27 protein-coding genes and 2 pseudogenes are annotated in these 23,994 nt (G+C 70.8%); 16 read left to right on the top strand and 13 right to left on the bottom strand.

Annotated features, from left to right (window positions below; translation table 11 throughout):
• The first annotated feature begins 8 nt into the window (after nucleotides 1-8).
• From VQ02_RS05305 to ccmE, 4 genes are read left to right on the top strand one after another with little or no spacing between them, the layout of a single operon-like run.
• Nucleotides 9-2,324 (top strand): heavy metal translocating P-type ATPase, encoded by a 2,316-nt coding sequence (locus VQ02_RS05305; RefSeq protein WP_048443115.1) that lies wholly within the window; start codon nucleotides 9-11, stop codon nucleotides 2,322-2,324.
• A 7-nt stretch (nucleotides 2,325-2,331) separates the two neighbouring features.
• Nucleotides 2,332-2,469 (top strand): cbb3-type cytochrome oxidase assembly protein CcoS, encoded by a 138-nt coding sequence (gene ccoS / locus VQ02_RS35090; RefSeq protein ID WP_063838467.1) that lies wholly within the window; start codon nucleotides 2,332-2,334, stop codon nucleotides 2,467-2,469.
• Entirely contained in the window at nucleotides 2,462-3,751 is a 1,290-nt protein-coding gene (locus VQ02_RS05300) for an MFS transporter (RefSeq protein ID WP_048443114.1), read from the top strand. Before ccoS ends, VQ02_RS05300 begins: the two co-directional genes overlap by 8 nt.
• The gene (gene ccmE, locus VQ02_RS05295) at nucleotides 3,748-4,197 is read left to right on the top strand and encodes a cytochrome c maturation protein CcmE (protein WP_048443113.1); all 450 of its coding nucleotides are present in this window, start codon (nucleotides 3,748-3,750) and stop codon (nucleotides 4,195-4,197) included. The genes VQ02_RS05300 and ccmE overlap by 4 nt, the downstream gene beginning before the upstream one ends.
• Nucleotides 4,198-4,216: 19 nt before the next feature.
• On the opposite strand, the gene VQ02_RS05290 is transcribed toward ccmE, so the two are convergent.
• On the bottom strand, nucleotides 4,217-4,417 hold the full coding sequence (locus tag VQ02_RS05290) for a hypothetical protein (RefSeq protein ID WP_157080507.1): 201 nt from the start codon (nucleotides 4,415-4,417) through the stop codon (nucleotides 4,217-4,219).
• A gap of 218 nt (nucleotides 4,418-4,635) precedes the next feature.
• Here VQ02_RS05290 and hemN point away from each other — a divergent pair, with 218 nt between their 5' ends.
• Nucleotides 4,636-5,988 carry an oxygen-independent coproporphyrinogen III oxidase gene (hemN, locus tag VQ02_RS05285; protein ID WP_048443111.1) on the top strand — a complete coding sequence of 451 codons (1,353 nt, stop codon included), beginning with the start codon at nucleotides 4,636-4,638 and terminating at the stop codon, nucleotides 5,986-5,988.
• Nucleotides 5,989-6,055: 67 nt separating this feature from the next.
• On the opposite strand, the gene VQ02_RS05280 is transcribed toward hemN, so the two are convergent.
• Nucleotides 6,056-6,244, bottom strand: a complete 189-nt coding sequence (locus tag VQ02_RS05280) for a hypothetical protein (protein WP_048443110.1) — start codon at nucleotides 6,242-6,244, stop codon at nucleotides 6,056-6,058.
• A 354-nt stretch (nucleotides 6,245-6,598) separates the two neighbouring features.
• On the opposite strand from VQ02_RS05280, the pseudogene VQ02_RS05275 reads away from it, so the two are divergent.
• Nucleotides 6,599-7,570 (top strand): annotated as a pseudogene (locus VQ02_RS05275) (histone deacetylase family protein).
• A gap of 22 nt (nucleotides 7,571-7,592) precedes the next feature.
• Here the strand turns inward: VQ02_RS05275 and VQ02_RS05270 are convergent.
• The gene (locus VQ02_RS05270; protein ID WP_048443109.1) at nucleotides 7,593-8,279 is read right to left on the bottom strand and encodes an OmpW/AlkL family protein; all 687 of its coding nucleotides are present in this window, start codon (nucleotides 8,277-8,279) and stop codon (nucleotides 7,593-7,595) included.
• Nucleotides 8,280-8,498: 219 nt separating this feature from the next.
• Here VQ02_RS05270 and VQ02_RS05265 point away from each other — a divergent pair, with 219 nt between their 5' ends.
• Both VQ02_RS05265 and VQ02_RS05260 read left to right on the top strand, forming a co-directional pair.
• The gene (locus VQ02_RS05265) at nucleotides 8,499-9,311 is read left to right on the top strand and encodes a universal stress protein (RefSeq protein ID WP_048443108.1); all 813 of its coding nucleotides are present in this window, start codon (nucleotides 8,499-8,501) and stop codon (nucleotides 9,309-9,311) included.
• Nucleotides 9,311-9,640 carry a c-type cytochrome gene (locus VQ02_RS05260; protein ID WP_048443107.1) on the top strand — a complete coding sequence of 110 codons (330 nt, stop codon included), beginning with the start codon at nucleotides 9,311-9,313 and terminating at the stop codon, nucleotides 9,638-9,640. The genes VQ02_RS05265 and VQ02_RS05260 overlap by 1 nt, the downstream gene beginning before the upstream one ends.
• A 7-nt stretch (nucleotides 9,641-9,647) precedes the next feature.
• Here VQ02_RS05260 and VQ02_RS05255 read toward each other — a convergent pair whose 3' ends face one another.
• Nucleotides 9,648-10,388, bottom strand: coding sequence for a helix-turn-helix domain-containing protein (locus VQ02_RS05255; RefSeq protein ID WP_048443106.1), 741 nt, complete (start codon nucleotides 10,386-10,388; stop codon nucleotides 9,648-9,650).
• Nucleotides 10,389-10,675: 287 nt separating this feature from the next.
• Here VQ02_RS05255 and VQ02_RS36755 point away from each other — a divergent pair, with 287 nt between their 5' ends.
• Both VQ02_RS36755 and VQ02_RS05250 read left to right on the top strand, forming a co-directional pair.
• Complete coding sequence (locus tag VQ02_RS36755) at nucleotides 10,676-10,897, top strand: hypothetical protein (RefSeq protein ID WP_157080506.1); 222 nt, start codon at nucleotides 10,676-10,678, stop codon at nucleotides 10,895-10,897.
• A 39-nt stretch (nucleotides 10,898-10,936) separates the two neighbouring features.
• Entirely contained in the window at nucleotides 10,937-11,188 is a 252-nt protein-coding gene (locus VQ02_RS05250; protein ID WP_048443105.1) for a hypothetical protein, read from the top strand.
• A gap of 62 nt (nucleotides 11,189-11,250) precedes the next feature.
• Here VQ02_RS05250 and ppk2 read toward each other — a convergent pair whose 3' ends face one another.
• Both ppk2 and VQ02_RS05240 read right to left on the bottom strand, forming a co-directional pair.
• A complete protein-coding gene (gene ppk2 / locus VQ02_RS05245; RefSeq protein ID WP_232389511.1) occupies nucleotides 11,251-12,294 on the bottom strand; it encodes a polyphosphate kinase 2 in 1,044 nt (347 codons plus the stop codon).
• Between the two features lie 56 nt (nucleotides 12,295-12,350).
• Nucleotides 12,351-12,596 carry an HP1242/YdcH family protein gene (locus VQ02_RS05240; protein WP_048443104.1) on the bottom strand — a complete coding sequence of 82 codons (246 nt, stop codon included), beginning with the start codon at nucleotides 12,594-12,596 and terminating at the stop codon, nucleotides 12,351-12,353.
• 748 nt (nucleotides 12,597-13,344) lie between these two features.
• Between VQ02_RS05240 and VQ02_RS05235 the strand changes: the two genes are divergently transcribed.
• From VQ02_RS05235 to VQ02_RS05220, 5 genes are all read left to right on the top strand, one after another.
• Nucleotides 13,345-13,560, top strand: coding sequence for a hypothetical protein (locus VQ02_RS05235; protein WP_048443103.1), 216 nt, complete (start codon nucleotides 13,345-13,347; stop codon nucleotides 13,558-13,560).
• A gap of 10 nt (nucleotides 13,561-13,570) precedes the next feature.
• Nucleotides 13,571-13,828, top strand: coding sequence for a hypothetical protein (locus VQ02_RS05230; RefSeq protein WP_048443102.1), 258 nt, complete (start codon nucleotides 13,571-13,573; stop codon nucleotides 13,826-13,828).
• Entirely contained in the window at nucleotides 13,825-15,159 is a 1,335-nt protein-coding gene (locus VQ02_RS05225) for an NRAMP family divalent metal transporter (RefSeq protein WP_048443101.1), read from the top strand. The genes VQ02_RS05230 and VQ02_RS05225 overlap by 4 nt, the downstream gene beginning before the upstream one ends.
• Nucleotides 15,160-15,310: 151 nt before the next feature.
• Nucleotides 15,311-15,448 carry a hypothetical protein gene (locus tag VQ02_RS36750; protein WP_157080505.1) on the top strand — a complete coding sequence of 46 codons (138 nt, stop codon included), beginning with the start codon at nucleotides 15,311-15,313 and terminating at the stop codon, nucleotides 15,446-15,448.
• A gap of 100 nt (nucleotides 15,449-15,548) precedes the next feature.
• Nucleotides 15,549-15,938 carry a hypothetical protein gene (locus tag VQ02_RS05220; RefSeq protein WP_048443100.1) on the top strand — a complete coding sequence of 130 codons (390 nt, stop codon included), beginning with the start codon at nucleotides 15,549-15,551 and terminating at the stop codon, nucleotides 15,936-15,938.
• Here the strand turns inward: VQ02_RS05220 and VQ02_RS38985 are convergent.
• The 7 genes from VQ02_RS38985 to VQ02_RS05190 form a co-directional block, all read right to left on the bottom strand.
• A complete protein-coding gene (locus tag VQ02_RS38985; RefSeq protein ID WP_053080242.1) occupies nucleotides 15,884-16,807 on the bottom strand; it encodes an HD-GYP domain-containing protein in 924 nt (307 codons plus the stop codon). The two genes, VQ02_RS05220 and VQ02_RS38985, sit on opposite strands and share 55 nt — an antisense overlap.
• 29 nt (nucleotides 16,808-16,836) lie before the next feature.
• Entirely contained in the window at nucleotides 16,837-17,337 is a 501-nt protein-coding gene (locus tag VQ02_RS38980) for a hypothetical protein (protein WP_053080241.1), read from the bottom strand.
• Nucleotides 17,338-17,586: 249 nt separating this feature from the next.
• The gene (locus tag VQ02_RS05210; RefSeq protein ID WP_048443099.1) at nucleotides 17,587-18,267 is read right to left on the bottom strand and encodes a helix-turn-helix domain-containing protein; all 681 of its coding nucleotides are present in this window, start codon (nucleotides 18,265-18,267) and stop codon (nucleotides 17,587-17,589) included.
• A gap of 119 nt (nucleotides 18,268-18,386) precedes the next feature.
• Complete coding sequence (locus VQ02_RS05205) at nucleotides 18,387-18,743, bottom strand: response regulator transcription factor (RefSeq protein ID WP_409513830.1); 357 nt, start codon at nucleotides 18,741-18,743, stop codon at nucleotides 18,387-18,389.
• Nucleotides 18,744-18,866: 123 nt separating this feature from the next.
• On the bottom strand, nucleotides 18,867-19,487 hold the full coding sequence (gene fixJ, locus VQ02_RS05200) for a response regulator FixJ (protein ID WP_048443097.1): 621 nt from the start codon (nucleotides 19,485-19,487) through the stop codon (nucleotides 18,867-18,869).
• A complete protein-coding gene (locus tag VQ02_RS05195; RefSeq protein WP_232389512.1) occupies nucleotides 19,477-21,003 on the bottom strand; it encodes a PAS domain-containing sensor histidine kinase in 1,527 nt (508 codons plus the stop codon). The genes fixJ and VQ02_RS05195 overlap by 11 nt, the downstream gene beginning before the upstream one ends.
• Nucleotides 21,004-21,109: 106 nt before the next feature.
• A complete protein-coding gene (locus tag VQ02_RS05190; protein ID WP_053080240.1) occupies nucleotides 21,110-22,273 on the bottom strand; it encodes a nucleotidyltransferase family protein in 1,164 nt (387 codons plus the stop codon).
• Between the two features lie 266 nt (nucleotides 22,274-22,539).
• Between VQ02_RS05190 and VQ02_RS05180 the strand changes: the two are divergent.
• Nucleotides 22,540-23,721: pseudogene (locus VQ02_RS05180) on the top strand (IS3 family transposase).
• Nucleotides 23,722-23,994: the final 273 nt, after the last annotated feature.

Genomic DNA, 23,994 nt, shown 5'->3' with positions numbered 1-23,994 from the left:
TCTCTCCTATGTGCTGCACCGACATGGCGCTCGCCTACGTGGAGGCCCACGCCTCCTGGAGCGAGGCGAACACCCGGCCCTCCCTGGGCCGGGACTACACCGCCTTCGTCGCCACCCTGCCGGACGGCTCGGCCCGCGCGGAGTTCGCCGTCGAGGGCGTGCGCTGCGCCGCCTGCATGACCGCCATCGAGCGTGGGCTCGCCCCCTTGCCCGATGTGGCCTCCGCGCGGCTGAACTTCTCAGACCGGCGCCTCGCCGTGACCTGGCGGCGTGAGGTCGAGCCCGACATCCCTGCCGTCCTCGCGGCGCTCGCGGCGCTCGGCTACACCGCGCAGCCCTTCACGCCCGGCAGGCTCGCGGACGCGGAAGCCGCCGAGACGAAGCGGCTGATCCGGGCGCTGGCGGTGGCGGGCTTCGCGTCGATGAACGTGATGCTGCTCGCCATCTCGGTCTGGGCCGGCAACGTCTCGGACATGACGCCGGAGAACCGCGACCTCTTCCACTGGATCCAGGCGGTCATCGCCCTCCCGGCCGCCGCCTATGCCGGGCGGCCCTTCTACGAGGGGGCCTTCCGCGGGCTGAAGGCAGGCCGCGTGACGATGGATTTCCCCATCACCCTCGGCGTCGTCCTGACCCTCGTGATGTCGGTGGTCGAGTCGCTGTCGGGTGCCACGCACGCCTATTTCGACGGCGCGGTGATGCTGCTGTTCTTCCTGCTGATCGGGCGGGTGCTCGACCAGACCATGCGCCGGCGGACCCGCGCCTTCGCGGAGAACCTCGCGGCGCTCCGCAGCGAGCGCGCGACGCTGGCCGAGCCGGACGGCGGCCTGCGCGATGTCCCGCTCACGGAACTTACCCCCGGCGCGCGCATCCTGGTCCGGCCGGGCGAGCGGGTGCCGGCCGACGGCGTCGTCGAGCACGGCGCGTCCGACCTCGACCAGAGCCTGGTGACCGGCGAGACCGCCGCCGTGACCGTGCGCGGCGGCGAGCGCGTCTTCGCGGGCGCCCTCAACGGCAGCGGCGCCCTGACGGTGCGGGTGACCGCGGCGGCAGGCTCCACACTCCTCGACGAGGTCGAGGGCCTGATGCGGCGGGCCCTGGAGGCGCGCTCGCGCGTGCTCGTCCTCGCCGACAGGGCGACACGCCTCTACGTCCCGCTGGTCCACGCGGCTGCCGCGCTGACCCTTGTCGGCTGGCTCGCGGCGGGCGCCGGCTGGCACGCGGCGCTCCTCGACGCCGTCGCGGTGCTGATCGTCACCTGCCCCTGCGCGCTCGGCCTCGCTATCCCAGCCGTGCAGGTCGTGGCGGCCGGCGCCCTGTTCCGCGAGGGCGTCCTGCTCAACGACGGCACCGCGCTGGAGCGCTTCGCCCAAGTCGACACCGTGGTGTTCGACAAGACCGGCACCCTGACCCTGCCGGAGCCGGTCCTGACGGCCGGCACCTTCGATCACGATTCTTTGGAGACCGCGGCGAGGCTCGCCCTGTCGAGCCGGCACCCGATGGCCACGGCCCTGGCCGTTGCGGCCGGGGGCTCGGAACCCTTCCCCGGCGCCGAGGAGGCGGCCGGGCTAGGTGTGCGCGCGCAAGTTGATGGCGTGGAGTTGCGGCTCGGCTCCGCTCTCTTCTGTGGGGCCGAGGCCGAGGCTGCCGCGGCGCTGGAGGCCGACCCGGAGGCCTCGGTGATCTGCTTCCGAGCCGGGGACGGGTCGCCGGCCGCCTTCCCGGTGCGTCAGGGCCTGCGCCCGGACGCGGCCGAGGTCGTCGCCGGTCTCGCGGCGCTCGGCCACCGCGTCCTGGTCCTGTCGGGCGACCGCGCCGCCGCCGTCGAGGCGGTCGCGCGCAGGCTCGGTGTCGCCGAGTGGGAGGCGGGTCTCGCCCCCCGGGACAAGATCGCTCGCATTGAGGAACTCCAGCGGGCCGGCCACCGGGTCATGATGGTGGGCGACGGCCTCAACGACGCGCCGGCGCTCGCCGCCGCGCACGCCTCGCTCTCGCCGGTCACCGCCGCGCATGTCAGCCAGGCCGCGGCCGACGCACTGTTCCTGGGCCGCGGGCTCGCCCCAGTCCTGTCGGTACTGACAGCGGGGCGGCGGGCCCGGCGGCTCATGCTGCAGAACCTGTGGTTCTCGGCGGCCTACAACGTGCTCGCGGTCCCCTTGGCGGCAGCAGGTCTCCTGACGCCCCTGTTCGCGGCGCTGGCCATGTCGGGCTCGTCCCTCGTCGTCACGGCGAACGCCATGCGAGCCCGCCTTAAGACGAAGGCCTCCGCGGGACCGGCCACGCTTCGGTCGTCCGCCGCGGTCCCCGTCGCCGGAGCTGCCTGAGGCCGCCATGACCGTGCTCCTCCTCGTCATCCCCATCGCCTTGGCGCTCGGCACGCTCGGGCTGGCCGCCTTCCTCTGGGCGCTGCGCAGCGGCCAGTACGACGACATCGAGGGTGCCGAGTACCGCGTGCTCAACGATGATTGACCTCGCCCTCGCGCAGCACCGGCCGGATGCCGTTCGGGTCCCGCACCGGGCCTGGACCGTGGCGGCGGCAACCTGCCTCGCGCTCCTAGCCGCGGCGACGGCGGCCGGTGTGCCGAACGTGCTGATTTTGCCCCTCGGCCGGGAGTTCGGCTGGGACGTCGCGACCCTCTCGGCGGCCGCAGCCGTCCGGCTCGCCGCCTTCGGTGTGGCGGGACTGCTCGCGAGCCCCCTGACGAACCTCGTCGGCCTGCGCCGGGTGGCCCTTGTCGGCCTCGCCATGGCCGCCGCCGGGCTCGTCGACTCGCTCACCATGACGCAGGCCTGGCACCTCATGCTGCTCTGGGGCGTGCTGGTCGGTGCCGGTGCGGGCTTGGTCTCCCTGGTGCTCGGCACGACCGTAGCGGCGCGCTGGTTCGCGGCCCGGCGCGGCCTCGTCATCGGCCTCTTCGGCGCCGCCGCGACGGCGGGGCAGCTGGCGACGCTGCCGCTCCTCGCCGCGGTCACGGACGCGCACGGCTGGCGCGCCTGCCTCCTCGTCCCGTGCGCCCTGCTGGCGCTGGGGGCGCTCGCCGTCCACGCCCTCGTTCCGGAGTGGCCCGAGGATGTCGGCCTTCGACCGTACGGTGCGCGGGAGGTGGGGACCGGTACGCGAACCGTGGTCCCCCGGTCCGGGCAGGGCTCCCTGCGGGAGATTGCGGGGTCGGGCCCGTTCTGGGTCCTGGCCGGCAGCTTCGTCGTCTGCGGCGCGACCACCGCCGGCCTCGTCCAGGTCCATCTAGTGCCGTTCTGCGCCGACCTCGGCGTCGGGCCGGTCCCGGCGGCCGGCCTGCTCGCCGGGATGGGCCTGCTGAGCTTCGTCGGGTCGACGGCCGCCGGCTGGCTGTCGGATCGGTTCGCGCCCGGCTGGCTGCTGTTCTGGTTCTACGGTCTGCGTGGCCTGTCGCTCGTGTGCCTGCCCTTCACGGACCTCTCGTTCGTCGGGCTGTCCCTGTTCGCGACGCTCTACGGCCTGGATTGGGTCGCCACGGTCCCTCCGACGGCGAGGCTCCTCCTGGACCGTCTCGGCCGCGAGCGGGCGCCGACGACGCTCGGCTTGGTGTTCGCCGGGCATCAGCTCGGCGCGGCTGCGGCCGCCTACGGCGCGGGCGTGTCGCGGATCGGGCTGGAGAGCTACCTGCCGTCGTTCCTCGCCGCGGGTTCGCTGTGCCTCCTCGCGGCCTGCGTCCTTCCTGTCGCCTGCGGAGGCAATCCCGACGGCCCGGAGGCACAGGCTGCGCCATGACCCGCCGCAAGTCTCGCCGCCTCGTCATCATCGCCGTCTGCGGAGCCGTGCTGGCCCTCGCGGTCGGCCTCGTCCTGTCGGCGATGAGCGGCTCCATCGTGTTCTTCCGCTCGCCGAGCGAGGTCGCCTTGCGGGGGCCGGCCGTCGGCGCGCGGTTCCGCCTCGGCGGCCTCGTGCAGGAAGGCTCGGTGGTCCGCGGCCGCGACCAGCGCGTCGCGTTCGCGGTCACCGACACGACCGCCACGGTGCCGGTGACGTACCGCGGGCTGCTGCCCGACCTGTTCCGCGAGGGCCAGGGCGTGGTGGCGGAAGGAGCCCTTGACGCGGACGGGACCTTCCGCGCCGACTCGGTGCTCGCCAAGCACGACGAGACATACATGCCGCGCGAGGTCGCCGGCGCCCTCAAGGCGCAGGGGCACTGGCAGGGCGGCCGGTCCGCCCCCTAGCGGCGGCCGGCACGGTCCGTCACGAGATGGCTTCGAGGTCGGCGACCGTGATGACGCCGCGGGTGTCACGCGCCTCGGCGTTTTTGCGCGCCTGCAACCGGGCCAGGACGTCCTCTCGCAAGGCCGCCGCGCGCCGTGCGGTCCCGGGTGAATCGAAGCGTCCTGGCCACCACAGGTCGCCCTCGACGATGGCGAACCGACCGCTGTCGACCTTGAGCACCCTCGGCACCTCGAACCCTCCCAGCCTGAGCAGGTCGCCGCGACGGCCGCGGGCGTTGCCTGTGAGCGCGGTGATGCCCTCCGCGCCGCGCCCGAGCCATGACCTCGATCAAGGCGGCCCGCCTTTGAGCCACATCAAGGCGGGGCCCCGGTCGGAAGCCTACCGCGGACCGAGGGTCGGCTCCCCGGGCGGACCGGCAAACTTGACGAGGTGCGAGCATGCGGGAGGATCTGAGGGCGCTCTATGGGGAGGAGCGGCTGCCCCGCTACACGAGCTACCCGCCGAGCCCCCACTTCACCGCCGGCATCGGTGCCGAACGCTACGCGGCGTGGCTGGCTGAAACATCCCCTACGGCCAACGCATCGCTCTACCTGCACGTCCCGTTCTGCAGGTCCATGTGCTGGTACTGCGGCTGCCACACCAGCATCACCCGGCACGACGCGCCGATCGCCGACTACGTCGGCCTTCTCGGACGGGAGATCGGGCTGGTCGCCGCGCGGTTCGAGCACGCGCCCCTGGTCCGCCATGTCCACTTCGGCGGCGGCACCCCGACCGTGATGGCCCCGGAGGCGTTCGTCGGCCTCGTCGCGGCCCTGCGGGCCCGCTTCCCCTTCGATCCGATGGCCGAGGTCGCCGTTGAGATCGACCCGCGGACACTCGTGCCCGCGATGACCGAGGCACTCGGCCACGCCGGCGTCACGCGCGCGAGCCTCGGCGTCCAGAGCTTCGATCCCGTGGTGCAAGAGGCGATCCGCCGTCGGCAGGGCTTCGACGTCACCGCCGCGGCGGTCGTCGGCCTCAGGGCCGCCGGGGTGCGCGGGATCAACCTCGACCTGATCTACGGCCTGCCGCACCAGACTGTCGAGTCGTGCGTCGATACGGTGCGGCAGTGCCTGGAACTGCGCCCCGACCGCCTCGCGGTGTTCGGCTACGCCCACGTGCCCGCCTTCAAGAAGCACCAGCGCCACATCGACCAGTCCAGCCTGCCGGACGGGCGCGCGCGCCGCGCGCAGGCCGAGGCCATCGCCGAGACGCTCACCGCTGCCGGGTACCGGCGGATCGGCCTCGACCACTACGCCCTGCCGGACGACCCGCTGGAGATCGCACAGGCGGAAGGTCGGCTGCGGCGGAACTTCCAGGGCTACACGACGGACTCGAGCGACGCGCTGATCGGACTGGGCGCCTCGGCCATCGGGCGGCTTCCGCAAGGCTACGTCCAGAACGCGCCGGGGCTGCGCGCCTACGCCGAGCGCATCGGTCAGGGCGAGCTCGCCACGGTGAAGGGCTACGTGCTGACGCCGGATGACCGGCTTCGGGCGGACCTAATCGAGCGGATCATGTGCGACTTCGCCGTCGATGTCGGGCAGGCCTGCCGCGCTCACGGCCGCGACCCGAAGGCATTCCTCGCGACGCTCACGCGGCTGCCGACGTTGGCCGACCATCGGCTGGTCCGCTGGGACGGCGAACTCCTGGTTATCCCAGCGGAAGCCAGGATCTTCGTGCGGAACGTCGCCGCCTCCTTTGACGGGCATCTCGGGACTTCCGGTGCCTTGCACAGCCGCGCGGCGTGACCGGCACGTCGGGCGACGGTGCGGCGGGGGCCCACACCTCGTGGCAGGGGCCGCCATGCCACGTCTCTCAGAGCAGACTGCCGTCCGCGACGGCGGCCTGCCCCCGCAGGAGCAAGGCTTTGATGCGGTGGTCCCGCACCATCCGGCGCAGGAGCCGCAGGGCCGGCAGGGTTCCGGTCGGATCGAGACGGTGGGCCTTGTCGGACAGGTTATCAGCCACCGCCTCATGGGTCCGCGCGCCCCAGAGAAGGTTCATCCGTGCCTCCGCATCCGACGACGGTTCGGCTGGACGCATCGAAGAGGGGAGGTTCGAACGGCCCATGGCGGTTTCTCGGGCTGGAGGAGGCGAAGATCGATGGAAGGCGTTCCGGCCCAGCCAGCGCCTCGGTCACGGGATCTGCCTGGCCCTTGGCCTTCCCGCTTAGTCGTCCCTATCCCCCGGCCTATTGATCCAGGTCAAAGACCGGCCCCTTGAGACAGGCTTGGCCCGGTTCGGGATTCGGCGCACCCGAAGATCGCGGTGGACGTTATGGATCCGTAACGTCTCCCCGGACGTGACGGGCCATGCCGTCGAAGACAACCACGACAGGCGCCGCCCGGGAGGCAACGCTTGGCGACACTGCACCTCACCCACACGGCCGCGCTTACCGACCTCGGTCCGCCCTGGCATCCTGAGCGCGCCGACCGCATCCGCGTCATCGAAGGTTGCCTGGAGCGGCAGCGCTTCTCGGCGCTCGTGCGCGAGCAGGCACCCCGCGCCGCGCTCGACGCCCTTCATCTGGCGCACGACGAGGCATACGTCGCGGCAACACTCAGCGGTCTTGAGCGCGGTGGCCTTCCCCATCTCGACGGCGACACGCATGCAGGACCGGGAACTCTCGACGCGGCCTTGCGAAGCGCCGGGGCCGCCGTGCAGGCGGTCGACGAGGTCATTACCGGGCAGGTCCGCAATGCCTTCTCGGTCATGCGTCCGCCCGGGCACCATGCCGGACGGGCACGCTCAGCCGGCTTCTGCTTCTTCAACAACGTCGCGGCCCGCCACGCCCAGGCCGTCCACGGCGCGGGACGCGTCGCCATCCTGGACTGGGACGCCCATCACGGGGACGGCACCCAGGAGATCTTCTGGGACGACCCGACCGTCCTGTTCTGATCGACCCACCAATGGCCCTTCTACCCCGGCACCGGTGCGGCGTGCGAGCGCGGCGAGCACGGCAACGTGGTCAACGTGCCTCTTCCGGAAGGTGCCGACGGCGAGATGTTCCGCGCGGCACTGGAAACGGCGGTGCTGCCGCGCATCGCGGCCTTCGAGTCCGACCTCATCCTGGTGTCGGCCGGCTTCGACGACCACTGGCGCGACCCGCTGGCCGGGTTGGACCTTACGGAAGACGACTTTCGCTGGGCGACCGAGCGGCTCGTCGACGTCGCCGACCGCGTCTGCAGCGGCCGCGTCGTCTCGCTGCTGGAGGGTGGCTACGACCTGATCGGCCTGGCACGCTCGGCCGCCGCCCACGTCGAGGCTCTGATAGAGCCGCTTTTGCACTGCACCGCCCAGGCGACGGAAGCCTCCACGGTCGCAGCCTAGCAAGGCGCTCCGGCCGACCTCTTCAGAACCGGTAGGTGATACCGGCGCCGACGATCCACGGGTCGATGTCGACGCGACCGCGGACCGCGCCGGCGTTGAGCTTCACCTTCGTGTCGAGGAAGAGCTTCTTCACGTCGACGTTCACACCCCAGTGCTCGTCGAGCATGTAGTCGAAGCCGACTTGCAAGGCGGGCGCGACGCTGTTCGAGAGGCGAAAGCCGGTGAAGCCGCCCCGCTCCCGCTCGCCGAAGAAGATCGAGTAGTTCACGCCCGCGCCCACATACGGCTTCAGCGGGCCGAACCCGTCGAAGTGGTACTGCAGGGTCAGCGTCGGCGGCAGGATCCAGGTGGTGCCGATGCGGGTGCCCGCCAGGGTGCCGGCACCCTGGATGCCGTGCCGCGTCACGCCCAGGATCAGCTCGGCGGAGACGTTTCGGGTGAAGAAGTACGAGATGTCGAGTTCCGGGATGGCCGAGTCGGTGATGGCCACGCCGGCGCCGGAGAGCGGGGCTCCCCCGGCCGAGAGGCGGGCGCCCGCGTCGGGCAGGACGCCGAGCGCACGCACGCGCACGAGCCAGGGCGACCACGTCGTCAGCGCCGGCTCCAGGGTCGGTGCCGCGGCGAAGGTCGGCAGGTCGGCGGCGTGGGCGCCTGGGAGGCCGCAGGCCAGTATGGCGGCCGTGGCGACGAGGAGGGTTTTCTTGCGCATGGTTTCGTTCGGTCTCGGGACAGGGCCGCGTTCGGCTGCGCGTCCACTCGCCCATCCCGGAACCAGACGTCTTTGATCGAGGTCAAACGGCCAAGCTTGTCCGGGCTCGCGCAGCGACCGCCCCGAAGAGCCAGCCGGTTTTGCGCTGGATCAAGGATCATCCTCATGGATCGGTGAGACAGCCTTCAAGGATCTTCCATCCCGAGCCGGAGACGTTCAATGTCCATCGCCAGCATCATGGTCGCCCTTGACACCAGCGAGGCGGCCGCCCGCCGCGTCGGCCTCGCAGCGGACCTCGCGCGACGCTTCGAGGCCGCGCTCACCGGTGTCGCGGCCCGTAAGCTGCCCAGTCCCGGTCCCACCGGCGACCTCGGGGAGGCGCAGGCCGCCTACGACGCGGAGCGCGCCAAGCTGGCCGGCGAGCTCGACCGGGCCAGGGACGTGTTCCAGGCGGCTGCCGGAGGCGACCTCCGCACCGGCTGGCGGCAGGCCGAGGACGGGGCCGAGGCCTTCCTCGTCCGGCAGGCGCGCGGCACTGACCTGCTCGTGGTCGGACGCGACGCGCCGCGCGCGGCGCCCAACGCCATGGTGCCCGACCCGGGTGCGGTGCTGATGGAAGCCGGGCGTCCCGTGCTGGTCGTGCCGCCGGGCGTCGAGCACCTGGCCGCCGCCCGCATCGTCATCGCCTGGAAGGATGCGCCCGAGGCGCGTCGCGCCGTCTCGGCCGCGCTGCCGTTCATCGGGCGCGCGGACCAGGTCTTCGTCGCGGCGGCCGGCAGCGATGCCCGCTTCGAAGGCGCCGAGGAGGTCTCCGAGTTACTGTGCCGCCACGGGGCGCACATCACCATGAACCTGCTGGACGCCCCGGGCGGCGCGGTCGCGGACGCGGTCCTGCGCTTCGCGAAGCGTGAGGAAGCCGACCTGATCGTGATGGGCGGCTACGGCCACTCGCGGCTTCGGGAATGGTTGTTCGGCGGCGTGACCCGGGACATCCTGCGGGCCTCCCCGCTCTGCTGCCTGATGAGCCACTGATGGGCACGGCACCTGCCATCGCGACGGCGTCCGCGCTCCTGATGTGCCTCGCGGCCGTCCCCGCCGCCGCCTGGGACGAGCGGGTCAAGCGCGGCCGCGCCCTGGCGCGTACGGAGTGCGCACGTTGCCACGCCGTCGGCCGGACGGGGGTAAGCCCGCTCCGGCAAGCCCCGCCGTTCCGGACGCTCCACGAGCGCTACCCGGTCGAGGACCTCGCCGAGGCGCTCACCGAGGGCATCCGCACGGGACATCCGACCATGCCGGAGTTCCGCTTCGAGCCTGATCAGGCGGAGGCCTTGATCGCCTACCTCAAGACGCTTGAGCGGTGAGGCGGCATCAACCAGCCGCCATCGCCTCCAGCCGCGGGAGGTCGAGCAGGCGCACGCCGCCGGGCACGAGCAGGATGGCATGCGCCCGGTCGAGGCGTGACAGCATGCGGCTGACCGTCTCGATGGTCAGCCCGAGGTGGTCGGCCATGTCCTGGCGGCCCATCGGCAGTTCGACCGTGACGGACGAATGGCCGGCCCGGGCGTAGCGAGCCCGCAACGACAGCAGGAAGGTGGCGACCTTCTCCTCGGCCGTCCTGCGGCCGAGGAGAAGCATCTGCTCCTGAGCGAGGTTCAGCTCGTGGCCGGCCCGCTCGTGCAGGCTCCTGAGCAGGTGCGGCTTGGTCTCGACCACGGCGGCGAAGTCCTGGCGGGCGAAGCGGCAGGTCTTCACCGGCCCCAGCGCCTCGGCCGAGACCGAGTGGCGCTCCTGCAGGGCGAGGCCGAGGAAGTCGCCCGGCAGGGCGAAGCCCATCACGTGGCGCCGTCCGTCCGGGAGCAGGCGGGTGAGGCGCAGGGCTCCCTCGATGACATTGAAGACGAAGCCTGCCGGCTCGTCCTGGCCGAACAGGGCCTGGCCCTTGTCGAGGGTGAGGTGGTGGCTGAGCGCCTCCAACTCCTCCAGTTCGTCCAGTTCCAGGACCGAGCAGACGCTGATCAGGCGCACCTTGCAGTCGGCGCAGCCGTTCTCGGAGCGCCCATGGTGGCAGGCATGGGGGATCCTCCCGCACGAGCCCGTATCGACCAGCATGCCGCCTCCCGCACGGTCGGGTCTGCCGGGCCCCTCCCGGTCGTTTCCCGCCGCGCGGAGGATGAGCCACGGGACACGCCGTGCATTGATCCAGCGCAAGGGCGGCACGGGGCGCGAGGCACCGTCCTCGGCACCGTTCGCCTCGCCCGCACGGCTTGCGGCCGAGGCGGACGGTGCCGACACTGTCATCGGCCGGATTCGCCTCTCACCGCGTTGCGCCCGCGGGCGCCATTCCAGGGCGCACGACGGAACCGACGATGTCCCGACCGAGAGTTCGGAGCGCACCCGTGAGATATCCTCGGTCCGACGAGGCGCCCAGTAGGTCCCTTCGCCCGCCGGCCGATGCCGTTACCCTGCGGCTCGGAACCGTCCAGCTCGTACCCGTGCTCCTCCTCGCCATCGGCGGCGTGGCGGGCGTGGCGCTCGCGCTGCGGGCGCATTTCCTGAACGTCGCCGGCGTCGTGCTTCTCGGCCTCCTGGCAGCGGCGCTGACCGCCTTCTCGGCTTGATGGTCGTGGCGGCTGGCGACGGGCCGGGCGCCGTACACGGTGGTCGTCGACGGCATCCACGACGGCCGAGGGCTCATGATCCGGTGGCGGGAGGTGACCAGGGTCAGGCGCGTCCGGCACCGCAGGACCTTCCTGACCGCGCTGCGCCTGTACGATGGCTCCGGCCTCCAGGCCTCGATGGAGACGTGGATGCTGCGCGGCGGCGACCGCGAGGTCCTGGCGGCGGTCCGCAGGTTCTCGCCACGCGTGGCCGACATGATGGCCGCGGCCGAACGCGAGGCGGCGACATGAGCGGGACGGAGGGCGCTCCGAACGTCTGCTCGGTTCACCGGTCAGGCGGCCTCCCGGAGCTGTCAGCCACCCCGCCGCATGTCCGGGTGAACGGCCCGGTCGAGCAGGCCCGCATGCTGGCCGAGGACGGCCCCGGTCGAGCCGACGATGTGTGGGTCGGGCCCGTGCACGACGTGCGGATCGCGGTCCGGGTAGGGCATCGCGGCCAGGAAGAACTGCATGGCGTTCAGCCGCGCCCGCCGCTTGTCGTCAGACTTCACCACGGTCCAGGGCGCGTCCGCGGTGTCGGTGTAGAAGAACATCGCCTCCTTGGCCTCGGTATAGGCGTCCCACTTGTCGAGGGAGGCCCGGTCGATGGGCGACAGCTTCCAATGCTTCAGGGGATCGCGCTCGCGCGCCTCGAAGCGGCGCAGCTGCTCCTCGCGCGTGACCGAGAACCAGAACTTGACGAGGCGGATGCCGGAGCGGACCAGCATGCGTTCGAGTTCGGGCGCCTGCCGCATGAACTCCAGGTACTCGTGCGCGGTGCAGAACCCCATCACGCGCTCGACGCCGGCGCGGTTGTACCAGGAGCGGTCGAAGAACACGATCTCGCCCGCGGCGGGCAACTGCTGGACGTAGCGCTGGAAGTACCACTGCGTGCGCTCACGCTCGCTCGGCTTCTCCAGGGCGACGACGCGGGCGCCGCGCGGGTTGAGGTGCTCCATGAAGCGCTTGATCGTGCCGCCCTTGCCCGCGGCGTCACGCCCCTCGAAGAGCACGACGACCTTCTCGCCCGCTTCCTTGACCCAGTTCTGGAGCTTGAGCAGCTCGATCTGCAGCGGCAGCACGTGCGCCTGGTAAGCCTTCTCGGTCAGGCGCGTCCTGTAAGGATACTCGCCCGTCTCGAAGGCTCGGCGGACCGCCTCGGGATCGTGGCGCTCTGCGAAGGCCGACCGCGACGATCCGGGCTGCACTTCCGCGTCCGCATTCCGGCCGTTCGCGTCGGGTGCCGGCAACCCATCCGGCGGCACCCGGTCCGCCGCTCGGGACGCCGCCTCATCCTCTGGGGTCGCGGACTGGCCGAGGCCGATCATCGTGGTCCGCTGTCCCGTTGCGTCCGTCATGTTCGTCACCTCCATTGCCAGCGCCCAAACGGCGGCTGCGGACCCCGTCCCGTGCCTCAGGCGGTCACTGCGGCGAGGGCGCGGGCGATCTCGTCCTTGAGATGCAGCCGCTCCAGGCGCGAGGCCCGCTCGGTCTCCTCGGACACGGGCTCGATGCGCTCCTCCATTCGGTGCAGGGCGCGGTTGACGACGTGGTAGCGCTCGACCAGGTCCGCGAACCGGTCGTCCGCATGCTTCAGCGCCTGGATGCGGCCTGCCTGGCCCGGGAACTCCGCGGCGAGGTCGTGAGGGACGTGCGACATGCGTAAGCTCCTTGCGAGGGGCCTCGTTCGATCAAAGGACCCGCGGCGACGTACGCGCGGCTCCGGCCCCGTGGACGACATCCTGGCCGAGCCGGGGCCGCGCCATCCTTGATCCAGCGCAAGGTGCCATCGCACCGTGTTCAGGGATGTTCGTCGCGCGTCAGGCCCAGGAAGCCGCACTCGTGCAACCCGGGCGCCGACCACGTGACGCCGGCGGGATGTCCATGCGGCGATGGGCCAGCCTCCGACGCGGGACCATCGGCGACGGCCCAGGCCAGGCAGGCGAGTGCCGCAGCCCCCTTCGTCTGGGACGCGGCCGCCCCCGGAGGCCTTGTGCCGCGTCCCGGCGATGGTACGGCCGGGATACCCCGTTCGGCGGGATCATGACGTGCAGGCGTCCCGCGGCGGGCGAGACGATGCCGTGCAGCGGCCTGGCCGATCCGCACGGCGGCCACCGTCTCGCCGGACCTGATGATGGCCCCAGCCTCGACGAACCGCCGCTCCGGCACGCTCTCGGGCAGCATGTTTGTGGATCATGGAACCTCGTCCACCTGGACGTCAGCCCTCATCGTCTCCCACTTCCAGGCCCGTCATGGGGCATGACGTTGGGAAGGGGGGCACAACTGGCGGCACCGCCGCGTCCCGGATCGCTCACCGATGGCCTGGGCCATCGCATTTGCGATGGATCAAGGCGGCATGACCGCGTCGACGATACCCCCTCCGGCATCGAAGCCAGCGGGGGCGCGGGATGCGCAAGTACCTTGTCACCTTCCACAAGACCGTTCCCGACGACATCGGCCACGACCATCGCGTCGTGCAGCGGCAGGCGGTCGTGAGCGCCGGCTCGGACGTCGCCGCCGCCTACGCGGCCAAGGCGATGTTCCGCGAAGCCGCCGGCGTGTCCGACTGGCGGCTGCGGGCCGACACCTGCGAAGTTATCGAGCTCACCGAACAGGCCGCCTGACGGGATCCAGATGAAACAAGAATCGACTGCGCGCGTGCATTGGCGGGGCCGCCAATGGGCGGTCACCGATTATGGGATTGAGGCCCTCGACGATATGTACCACGTCCCGTATTCCGAGATCCGGGATGCCGATGCCGGACCGATGCCTTGGCTGGACGCCCTCTGCCGCCGCTACGGCACCGACCGCGACGACCTGGCCGCGGCCCTGCGGGTGGCGCGCGCGAAGCGTCCCGGAGCCGCTGCTGCGCCGCTGGAGCCGGCGGCGTGAGCGCTTCCGCGCTGCCAGCAGCTCGGGAGCTCGACGATCCTGAGGCGCCGAGCCCCGCTGTCGGGCCGTCGAAGCCGCGCCTGCTGCGCGTCCTCGGACCCGGCCTGATCACCGGCGCCTCGGACGACGACCCGAGCGGCATCGCCACCTACGGGCAGGCCGGGGCGCAGCTCGGCTACGGCCTGTGCTGGACCATGCTCTACACCCTGCCGCTGATGGCGGCAGTGCAGATGGTCTCGGCCCGGATCGGCCGCACCACCGGCTACGGCATCGCCGGCGTGCTACGCGCGCACTACCCGAACGGCCTGCTCCAGGCCGTCGTGCTGCTGCTGCTGGCGGCCAACATCTTGAACCTGGGGGCCGACCTCGGCGCCATGGCGGACGCGCTGAACCTGCTGCTGCCGGGCCCGCGCTGGCTCTACGTCGTCCTGTTCGCCGGCACCTGCGTGTTCATGCAGGTCGTCCTGCGGTACGCCCGCTACGTCGCCGTCCTGAAGTGGCTGACGCTGAGCCTCTTCGCCTATCTGGGCGTCGTGATCTTCGCCCACGTCTCCTGGCGGGACCTCGGAATGGCGATGGCCCTGCCGCGGCTTGACGTCAGCGATGGCAGCCTCACCACCTTGGTGGCGCTCTTCGGGACCACGATCAGCCCGTACCTCTTCTTCTGGCAAGCGGCGGAGGAGGCCGAGGACCTGCACGCCTTCCCGCGGCGGAGGGACCTGCTGCACGCGCCCGAGCAGGGCCGGAGCGCCCTGCGTCGAATCAGGATCGATACCCTCGTCGGGATGACCTTCTCGAACCTCGTGGCGCTCGCCATCATGGTCACCGCCGCCGCCGTGCTGCACCCGAATGGCGTCACCGCCATCCAGACCTCGTCCCAGGCCGCGGAGGCGCTGCGTCCGCTGGCCGGCCCGTTCTCGGCGACGGTCTTCGCGCTGGGCGTCGTCGGGACCGGGCTGCTGGCGGTGCCGGTGCTCGCGGGATCGGCGGCCTACGCGGTCGGCGAGGCGCGGCGCTGGCCCGTGGGCTTCGGCCGGCGCCTCCTGGAAGCGCGCGCCTTCTACGGCACGGTGGCGCTCGCGACGCTGGTGGGCATGGTGATCAGTCTGGGCGCGGTCGACCCGATCCGCGCGCTCTACTGGAGCGCGGTGGTCAACGGCGTCATCGCGGTGCCGGTCATGGCGGTGATGATGCTGGCGGCGGCCCGGACCGACGTCATGGGCGCGTTCGCGGTGCGTGGGCCGCTGAGGCTGCTCGGGTGGCTGGCCACAGCCTGCATGCTGCTCGCCGTCCTCGCCATGCTGGGCACCGCTGCGCTGCGCCCGGCCTAGCGCGGCACCGGCCCCTTGGCCACAAACGGGCCAGGGTGCGGCCGCGAACGGGCCGGCCTTGTTCCAGATCATGGACCGACCCCGGGCCCCCCACTTCTACTGAACGGGTGAGTTCACCAGGATCCGGCCATGCCCGATCACCTCCGATCCGTTGCACCGAGCGTTCGACCGACGAGCCCCCGCCCGTACGGGGAGCGACCTCCCGCCCGCGGACGACGCGCAGGTCAAGCTGGCGATCTGCATCCTGGTCATCGCGGCGGTGCTCTACGTCGTGTCCATCGCGACGTGAGACGCGCCACCTCACCCGCGGTCGCGCGGCAGTGCCGACCCCTCCGCCTGACCGAAGGGTCGCCCGGCTCGGCGGTACCCTGAGACCCCTAGAGGCTGCCATGTCCACGCCCGACCCCTTCGATCCCTTCGGCGTCATCACCTCGATGAACGGTTGGTGTTGTCTCCTGGGGGCAGCACGGGAACTCGGCGACATCGACGCGGAGATGATGGACACGCTGCTTGAGGCGAACGAGCCTGGCCCGGCGTCCCTGTCTTCGGAAGCCGTCGCGAAGGTCCGCAACCTGGTGAGGCTGATGCGCAGCCTGGATCTGGACCCCGATGCCATCCGGCTGCGCGAGCCCGGGGCCATGCGCACGCTTGAGGCAGCCTGTCTCGGCTGCACGGAGAGGAACCACTGCACGCGCGAGCTACGGGCCGGGACGGCGGCCGGGACCTATCGAGGGTTCTGCCCGAACGCCGAGCGCCTCGACGGGCTGCGCGAGGCCTGAGCCATCGCCGCCGTTACGTCCGGCGTGACCGGCGACCGGTCCCGCGCCGCTCCCGGCGGGAAGGGGCATGATGCACCGGGGCGCGCCGGCCGTCGTCCTAACCTCGGCCCCCGCGCTTCGGCTGCGGCGCCATCCACGCACGTTCGCCACCGTGCCGAAGACGTGGTGGGATTCCTCGTCCTTACGCTTGCCGAGGTGGCGAACGCGCCCGGGGGACCGCTGGCCGGTCGGTCCGTCGGCCCCCGGCTCGCGTCCGGGGCCGCGCCGCGCACGCTGCTTTTCCCGTGAGCGGGGCGCCCGTTACGCCTCGCGGGCCCCGGGCTTCCTGCCCGGTTCGAAGATGAGCTCGACGCCGGCCCGCTCCAGGGCACGCCGCACGGCCCGGACCGTCTCGGGCGGCGGGACACGCCCTCGCCCTCCAGCACGGTGTAGGCGGCCTCGCCCGATATCGGCGGCTTGTAGGGGCGGCACTCGATGAGCTCCCCGAAGATGTCGCAGATGGTGACGATGCGGACCATGTCGGGGATCTCGTCGCCGCGAAGGCCGTCCGGGTAGCCGGACCCGTCGAGGAGCTCGTGGTGGGACCGCACCACGGCGAGGAGCGCCTCGTCGTAGGCGGCGTCGCGGAGAAGCTCGTGGCCGAGGACCGGGTGCGCCCGCATCGCCGCGAGTTCCCCTCCGTCGAGCCGGGCCGGCTTATTGAGGATGGCGAGCGGGATCCGCGACTTCCCGACGTCGTGCAGGAGGGCCGCTTCGGTGAGCCTGCGGCAGTCGTCCCGGCGCAGGCCGAGGTGGAGGCTGAAGCCGGCGGCGAGGCCGGCCACGAGGAGGCAGTGCTGGTGCGTGGCGTCGTCGAAGCGCCAGACCACGTCGAGCCAGGCCCGCAGGTCGGAGCGCCTCAGGGCCCCTCGATCAGGGCTGCTCCGGCGGAGACGACCTCCGGGACGACGGAGCCGCCGCGGGCGAGCTCGAAGATGCGGGTCAGCATCCGCCGGCCCCGGCGGCCGCCTCCGGCACGGTCGCGGGCGCCTCCGGCGCGGGCAGGAGCGGCGAGACGGCCTCTGCGAGCCGGTGGCGACGCCCGGCCCGGGGGCAGGATGCCCGCGGCCCCGAGCGCCATGGCCTGGGCGCGGGCGCGCGAGGTGTCCTCGCGCAGCAGGCAGACGTAGGGCGTCCGGCGCGACGCAAGGCGGTCGAGGTGCAGCTTGAGGCTCGCGACCGGCGCGGAGCTCGTGAAGGCGATGTCGCTGATGACGGCCCGGACGGTGGACCGTTCGGGCGCGAGGCCCACTTCCGCGGGGTCGAGCAGGTCGATGACCCGGCTGGGACCCAGCGCGTCGAGGCTCCGGGCCAAGCGCGCGGCGCGCGCGGGCGTGTCTGTGAGGAGGAACTGGCTCAAGGCTATCCTGCGGACGGCCTCCACCTCGGCCGCTTTCCACCGGCCGCCGGAACCCGCGATTATACGGAGCGGTTCGAGGTGAAAATTTAAATCTATTGAAGAAAATCCGGGTTTCCTCGAAAGAACCGGTTGCAGATTGACCAGTTTTAGGTCGCCCGCCGCCTCGGCGGCAGTCAGATGGCGGCGAATTTGCCACGCACCTTCGGCAACGGGAGCATCCGGTCCCGCCGCCGACGCGGGCACCTCAGGTCAGGCGGCGAGCCGGGCCAGGGCTTTGGCATCCCGGACGACCACCATTCGGCGGTTTGGCGGCAGGGCGATCAGGCCGTCCCGCTCCAACTGCGTCACGGCGCGCGAGACGCTCTCGACGGTCAGGCCCAGGTGGTCGGCCATGTCGGTGCGCGACATCGGTAGTTCCATCGCGGCCCCGCCGCAGGCCATCCGCCGCGACATCGTGAGTAGGAAGGTCGCGATGCGCTCCCGGGCCGACTTGCGGCCGAGCAGCATCATATGGTCCTGCGCCCGCTCCAGGCCGCTCATCATCGCGGCCACGACCTCCCGCGCCAGCGCGCCGTCGCCGCCGGCCAGCGCGCGGGGCTCGCGGCGGTGGACTTCGAGCTTGGCCTCGGTGACCGCTTCGGCGTTGAAGCGGTGCTCCGCGCCAGTCTCAAGGCCGAAGATGTCCCCTGGCAGGTGGAAGGCGTCGATCTGGCGGCGCCCATCCGAGAGGAGCTTGTAGGTCCGGACGACGCCCGAGACGACCTTGTAGAACATGCCCGCCCGGTCGCCCTCGGCGAAGATCTCCGCCTCCGCGGCGACGGTGCGGCGCAGTCCGGCCCGCGTCTCCGTCGCCGGGAGCGGGACGGCGCGGCCCGCCAGCGACGCCGCGAGGACGGGCGGGAGGCCGGCGGTGGCGAGGGCGGTCTGCATGGGAGCCTCCGGGGTGCGGAACGTGGCTCCATGGCTACGCCTCGGCGGACGCAGGTAAAATTCCGGTCCCTCCCTTAAGAGGCTCCCCTAAGGGGTTTTACGGAGGCGCGGCACGCCCCTCAGGCTGTCGCCACGAGCGCGTCCCGAATGCCGTCGAGCAGGGTTCCGTCTTCGAGTGGCTTCTCAACCACGCCGTGGAAACCCGCACGGCTCGCGCGGTGCCGCAGGTCGCCGGTGGGTCGGGCGGTGATCAGGATGGCTGGAAGTGCGACGTCCCGGTCGCGCAGGCGCCCGACGAGCTCCAGCCCGTCCATGCCAGGCATCCAGTAGTCCACCACGAGGCATCCCGTCCGCGGCAGTGCCGCGTCGCGGAGCAGCGCGGCGCCGTCCTCGTAGAGGCGCACGTCCAACCCTTCGAGTTCGAGGGCGAACTTCAGGGAGTTGCGGACGGCGGCGTCGTCGTCGACGACGAGCACCGGTCCTGTTCGGTTTGGCATTGGAACGTCCGATTCAGTGTCGTCCTCGCGTAGGTCGAACGACGAGCCGTCGCCTTGATCTGCCTCAAGCGCGGCGTGGCGGCCAAGTCCGCCCGGCCGGCGTCAGCCGCCGCCGGCCGGATGCCCGGCGGCCAACGCCATGCGGACGAGTTCGGACAAGCTGCCGGCCTGCAGCTTCGACATGACGTTGGCCCGGTAGATCTCCACCGTCCTGGGGCTGATCCCCAGGTCGAGGCCGATGACCTTGTTGGCCTTGCCCGAGACCAGGCCATCCAGGACCTGGCGCTCGCGCCCGGACAGGGCGGCCAGGCGCTCCCGCACCGCCTTGCTCCCGGCGGTGAGGTCCGCGTTCCTCTCCGCCTGCGCGAGGGCGGCCCGGACGCTGGCGAGCAGCACCTCGTCGTCGAACGGCTTCTCGATGAAGTCCCGGGCCCCCTCCTTCATGGCCTCAATGGCGAGCGGCACGTCCGCGTGCCCCGTCATCACGATCACGGACGGCATCGCCCCGCGCTGCCGGAGGCGCCGCAGCAACTCGATGCCGTCGAGGTCGGGCATGCGCACGTCGGTCAGGACGCAGCCCGAGACCTCAGCAACGCCCTCCAGGAAGGCGACGGCCGATTCGTGCACGCGCACGGCCAAGCCGTCCGTGGCGAGCAGGAAGGCGAGCGAGCGCCGCACCGCGGCGTCATCATCCACGACGTGCACGAGCGCGTCAGCCGACATGCGTCAATTCCTCCCGGTCGAACGTGCGCAGGGTGAAGCGGAAGGTGGTTCCGCCGTCCGGGCCTGGCCCGGCCTGGATCTTGCCGCCGTGCGCCTCGACGATGGTGCGGCAGATCGAGAGGCCGACGCCCATCCCGTTCGCCTTCGTGGTCACGAAGGGCTGGAAGAGCTGCGCCGCCACCTCCGGCGCAATGCCGGTCCCGGTGTCGGCCACGCGCACCTCGACGAGACCCTCCGGGGGCAGGGCCTTCGTGGCGACGACCAACTCGCGCCGCGGTGCGTCCTGCATGGCCTCGATGGCGTTGCGGATGAGGTTCAGCAGCACCTGCTGCACCTGGATCCGGTTGGCCAGGATCAAGGGCGCGTCCGGGTCGAGGTCGAAGCGCACGTGCACGCCCTTCTCCCGGGCGCCGACCAGCGCCAGCGCGCTCGCCTCCTCGATCAGCTTGGGCAGGCCCTCGATGTGCCGCTCGCTCTCGCCGCGGGCCACGAACTCGCGCAGGTGCCGGATGACCTGCCCGGCCCGCAAGGCTTGGTCGGCCGCCTCGTTCACTGCGTCCGCGAGCATGGGGACCTCGGGGCCCTCCATGCGGCTGAGGAGCCGGCGGCAGCCCTTAAGGTAGCTGGCGATGGCGGTCAGCGGCTGGTTGATCTCATGCGCGAGGGTGGAGGCCATCTCGCCGAGCGCGGTGAAGCGGGACATGTGCACCAACTCGGACTGCAGTTCCTGCAGGCGCGTCTCGGTCTGTTTGCGCTCGGTTAGGTCCCGGATGAAGCCCGTGAAGTAGCGCTCGCCGCCCAAGCGCATCTCGCCGACCGACAGCTCCATCGGGAAGGTCGAGCCATCCTTGCGCTGGCCGACCACGACGCGGCCGATGCCGATGATGCGCCGCTGCCCGGTCGCGAGGTAGCGGGCCATGTAGGTGTCGTGCTGGGTGCGGTAGGGCTCGGGCATCAGTAGGCTGACGTTGCGGCCCGTGACCTCGTCCTCCGCGTAACCGAACTGGCGCACGGCGGCGGCGCTGAACGACTTGATCCGGGCCTGCTCGTCGATGACCACCATGGCGTCCGGCACGGTGTCGAGGATCGAGCGCAGGTGCGCCTCTCGCGCGCGCAACGCCTCTTCCGCGGCGACCCGCTCCGTCAGCCCCCAAACCACCTTGGTGTAGCCCAGGACCTCGCCGTCCGTACCGCGCAACGGCATCACCAGGACCTTGGCGGCGTAAGGCCTGCCTACGGAATCCAGACGTATCCCCTGCTCCTCGTAGCGGCCGGTCTCGCGCGCGATGGCGAGGATGCGGTTCGCCTTGTCGGCGGCCACGTCCGCCTCCTGATGGAAAAGCGTCAGCGTCCGCCCGACGACCGCGTCCTCGCGCCAGCCGCTGACGTGGTCGGCGCCGGGGTACCAGGCCGTGACGCGGCCGTCCCGGTCGAGCGTCATGACGGCGACCTCCGTTGCCGCCTCGGGGCGGCTCGCGCCGCTGGCGGATTCAGCCGCCGCGCTGGAGGCTGTCACGTACTCCAAGCTATCCTCCGATCAGAATTTGTCGCACGACATGCAATCCGCCGGTCCCGTCGACGCCGGCGAGGGCCTCCTTCGTGAGGCCGGCCAGCGAACCCGCCTATCCGTGCCCGATGGGATTGGTGGCCTCCCTGCTCACCTCCTCTTCCATGTCCTCGGCGGGCTGACGGTTCGCAGGGGAATGCCGGGTGTCCATCTGGATGTCCGCCCCAAGTGCCAGAGCGATGCGCGGCGGCAGCGAGGCGAGGCCGCGCGTCGCCTTCTCCCGCCAGGCCGCCCCCCGCTCGCAGAGCTCTTGCCATAGGTCCTGCAAGTCGTGGGGCCGTGCCTTCGACAGTATTGTGATCAGCGCGGCGGCCTGGTCGAGGTCCTTGCGCGACTTCGCCTGGCTTTGGGCATCGTCATGGCGGCGCATCTGGGAAACGATGAGCTTGTGGAGTGCGTACCGCGTAGGGTCGGGAACGTTGATCGGGATGCCCGCGCCGTGCAGGGCGACGCTGTTGACCTCCTGGTAGAGGAGGAAGTCGAGGTAGCGCAGCATCTGCGCGTCGGACCTGATCGCGGGAAGGGCCGCGACCCTGGATGTCTCCGGACCCCGCATAGGGCTGAGGATGTCCACGGAGAAGATCTCGTCGCGTCCCCGCCGCAGCGCATAACGCTGTGTCCGACGTCCGTCGAAGGCATCCGGGACCGCCTCGAAGCGTGGGTCGACGAAGCGCAGCACGCTTTGCAGGTCGTCGTCGATCCTGTCCTCGACCGCGATGGCGATGGTCTGGAACTGGCCGACGTCCAGGTCTCCCGTGCGGCTCAACGTGGCGGCAAGCCGGTGCCCGAGGAGGCCAGGATAGGTCTGGAAGGCCATGGACCCTACCACGACCGCACGCAGCCGGAAGACACCGGCTTCGGCCATCGCCGCGAGGATGTCGCCCGACATGGTGTCCGGGACGGGCAGGCGGGCCGCCCGCAGGGCGCGGACCAGGTCACGGCGTTCCCGCAGGTTGTCGGCGTGATCCTTGAGCGTTTGCAGGCGCGTGCGGGTCTGTTCGTTGTCGGGGCCAATATAACGGGCGGAAGGGCGCCTTCCTTGCTCCGTGGCCGGCTGCCAGTACCAGTACGAGCGACCGCGGACCTCTCGCGCGTAGGGTGAGCCGCCTTTGGAAACCAGGTCGCGTAGGTTTCCCGTCCAGGCCCGCTCGACGAGGTCGGCGAACATCGACTGGAGCGCAATGGGAAGGCTCTCCGGCTCATTGGAGCGCGCGTTCATTGTAGGCACCCCCTCGAATTGCCTACAACGTACGCCGAGGCGTGGCGTCCTGCAAGCCGTTGTAGGCAATTCCTTTGATCGCCTGCAATAAGCTCAAGGGCGAGAGCACGGGTTGCCGGACCCCGTGCTCCTGCGCCTGCACGACCTCTCCACCTATCGGGACAGGCCGGCGCCGGCCCGCCGGGTTTCCGACTTCGCGATTGGTCAGCCCCCGTCGGAATGGTCCGCCCTGAAGTATGGCTTTGAGCCGACGGAGGACGGACGCGATGGGAACGAAGAAGCACAAGCCGGAAGAGGTGGTGACCAAGCTGCGGCAGGTGGACGTGCTGGTCTCGCAGGGGCAGAGCGTGGCTGACGCGATCCAGGCGATTGGCGTGATCGGGGTCACGTATTACCGCTGGCGCAAGGAGTTCGGTGGGCTGAAGTCCGACCAGGTGCGCCGGATGAAGGAGCTGGAGACCGAGAACCAGCGGCTGCGCAAGGCGATCGCGGATCTCACGCTCGACAAGCTGATCCTGCAGGAGGCCGCCAGGGGAAACTTCTGAGCCCCGCGCGCCGACGCGCCTGCATCGAGCATGTCCGGACCGTGCTGACGGTCTCCGAGCGGCGCGCCTGTCGCGCCCTTGGGCAGCATCGCTCGACGCAGCGCAAGGTGCCGCGGGGGAGAGACGACGAGGCGGCGCTGCTGGCCGATCTGGTCGAGCTGGCGCGCCGGTACGGCCGCTACGGCTACCGCAAGATCGCCGCCCTGCTGCGGGCGGCAGGCTGGCTGGTCAACGACAAGCGGGTCGAGTGGCTGTGGCGGCAGGAGGGGCTCAGGGTGCCGGCCCGTCAGCCCAAGAAGGGCCGATTGTGGGACGGGGATGGCTCCTGTGTCCGGCTGCGGCCCGAGCACCGCGACCACGTCTGGTCCTACGACTTCGTCGAGGTGCGCACGCATGACGGGCGCAAGGTCCGCCTGCTGAACGTCATCGACGAGTTCACCCGCGAGTGCCTGGCGATCCGGGTGGCCCGCAAGCTCAAGGCAGCGGACGTGATCGATGTGCTCTCGGACTTGTTCATCCTGTGTAGCGTACCTGCGCACGTTCGCTCTGACAATGGACCGGGGTTCATCGCCCAATCTGTGCAGAAGTGGATCACCGCTGTGGGTGCAAAGGCAGCCTACACCATGCCTGGCTCACCGTGAGAGAACGGGTACGCGGAGAGCTTCAACGCACAGCTAATAGACGAACTGTTGAACGGCGAGATCTTCCACACGCTAAAGGAGGCACAGATCATCATCGAGAGCTGGCGGCGACACTACAATGGGGTGCGCGCGCGGCGCATTGGGCTACCGACCACCAGCCCTAGAGGTATTCGTGCCAAGCTTGCCCGCTTGGCAGGCTGCGTTCACCCGACCGGCACCGCCGGCCAAGCCACGCGTGGAGCAAGCGCCAACACTGCACTAACTTTGAACCTGGACCACCTCCTGGAGGCCGATCAGCAGCTCCATTGCCATATAAGGTATATTCCTATTGCGCCTTTTCGTATCGGTACGCATAAAAAGTGTGACTTGAAGCCAGCTGCATCGCCTACTGGCGGAGAAGCCTGATGTGACCATGTGGAGCTTTTGAAGTCGCAATCAATGCACAAGCCAAATTAATCCAGACGCTTATGCTTCTGGCGACGCAAATATATAAGGTCTCATGAACCATGCTCTGGTAGTTTGAAGGGGACAGATT

This window comes from Methylobacterium variabile, assembly GCF_001043975.1.
Lineage (GTDB): Bacteria > Pseudomonadota > Alphaproteobacteria > Rhizobiales > Beijerinckiaceae > Methylobacterium > Methylobacterium variabile.
This window is presented reverse-complemented; position numbering and strand designations above follow the sequence as displayed.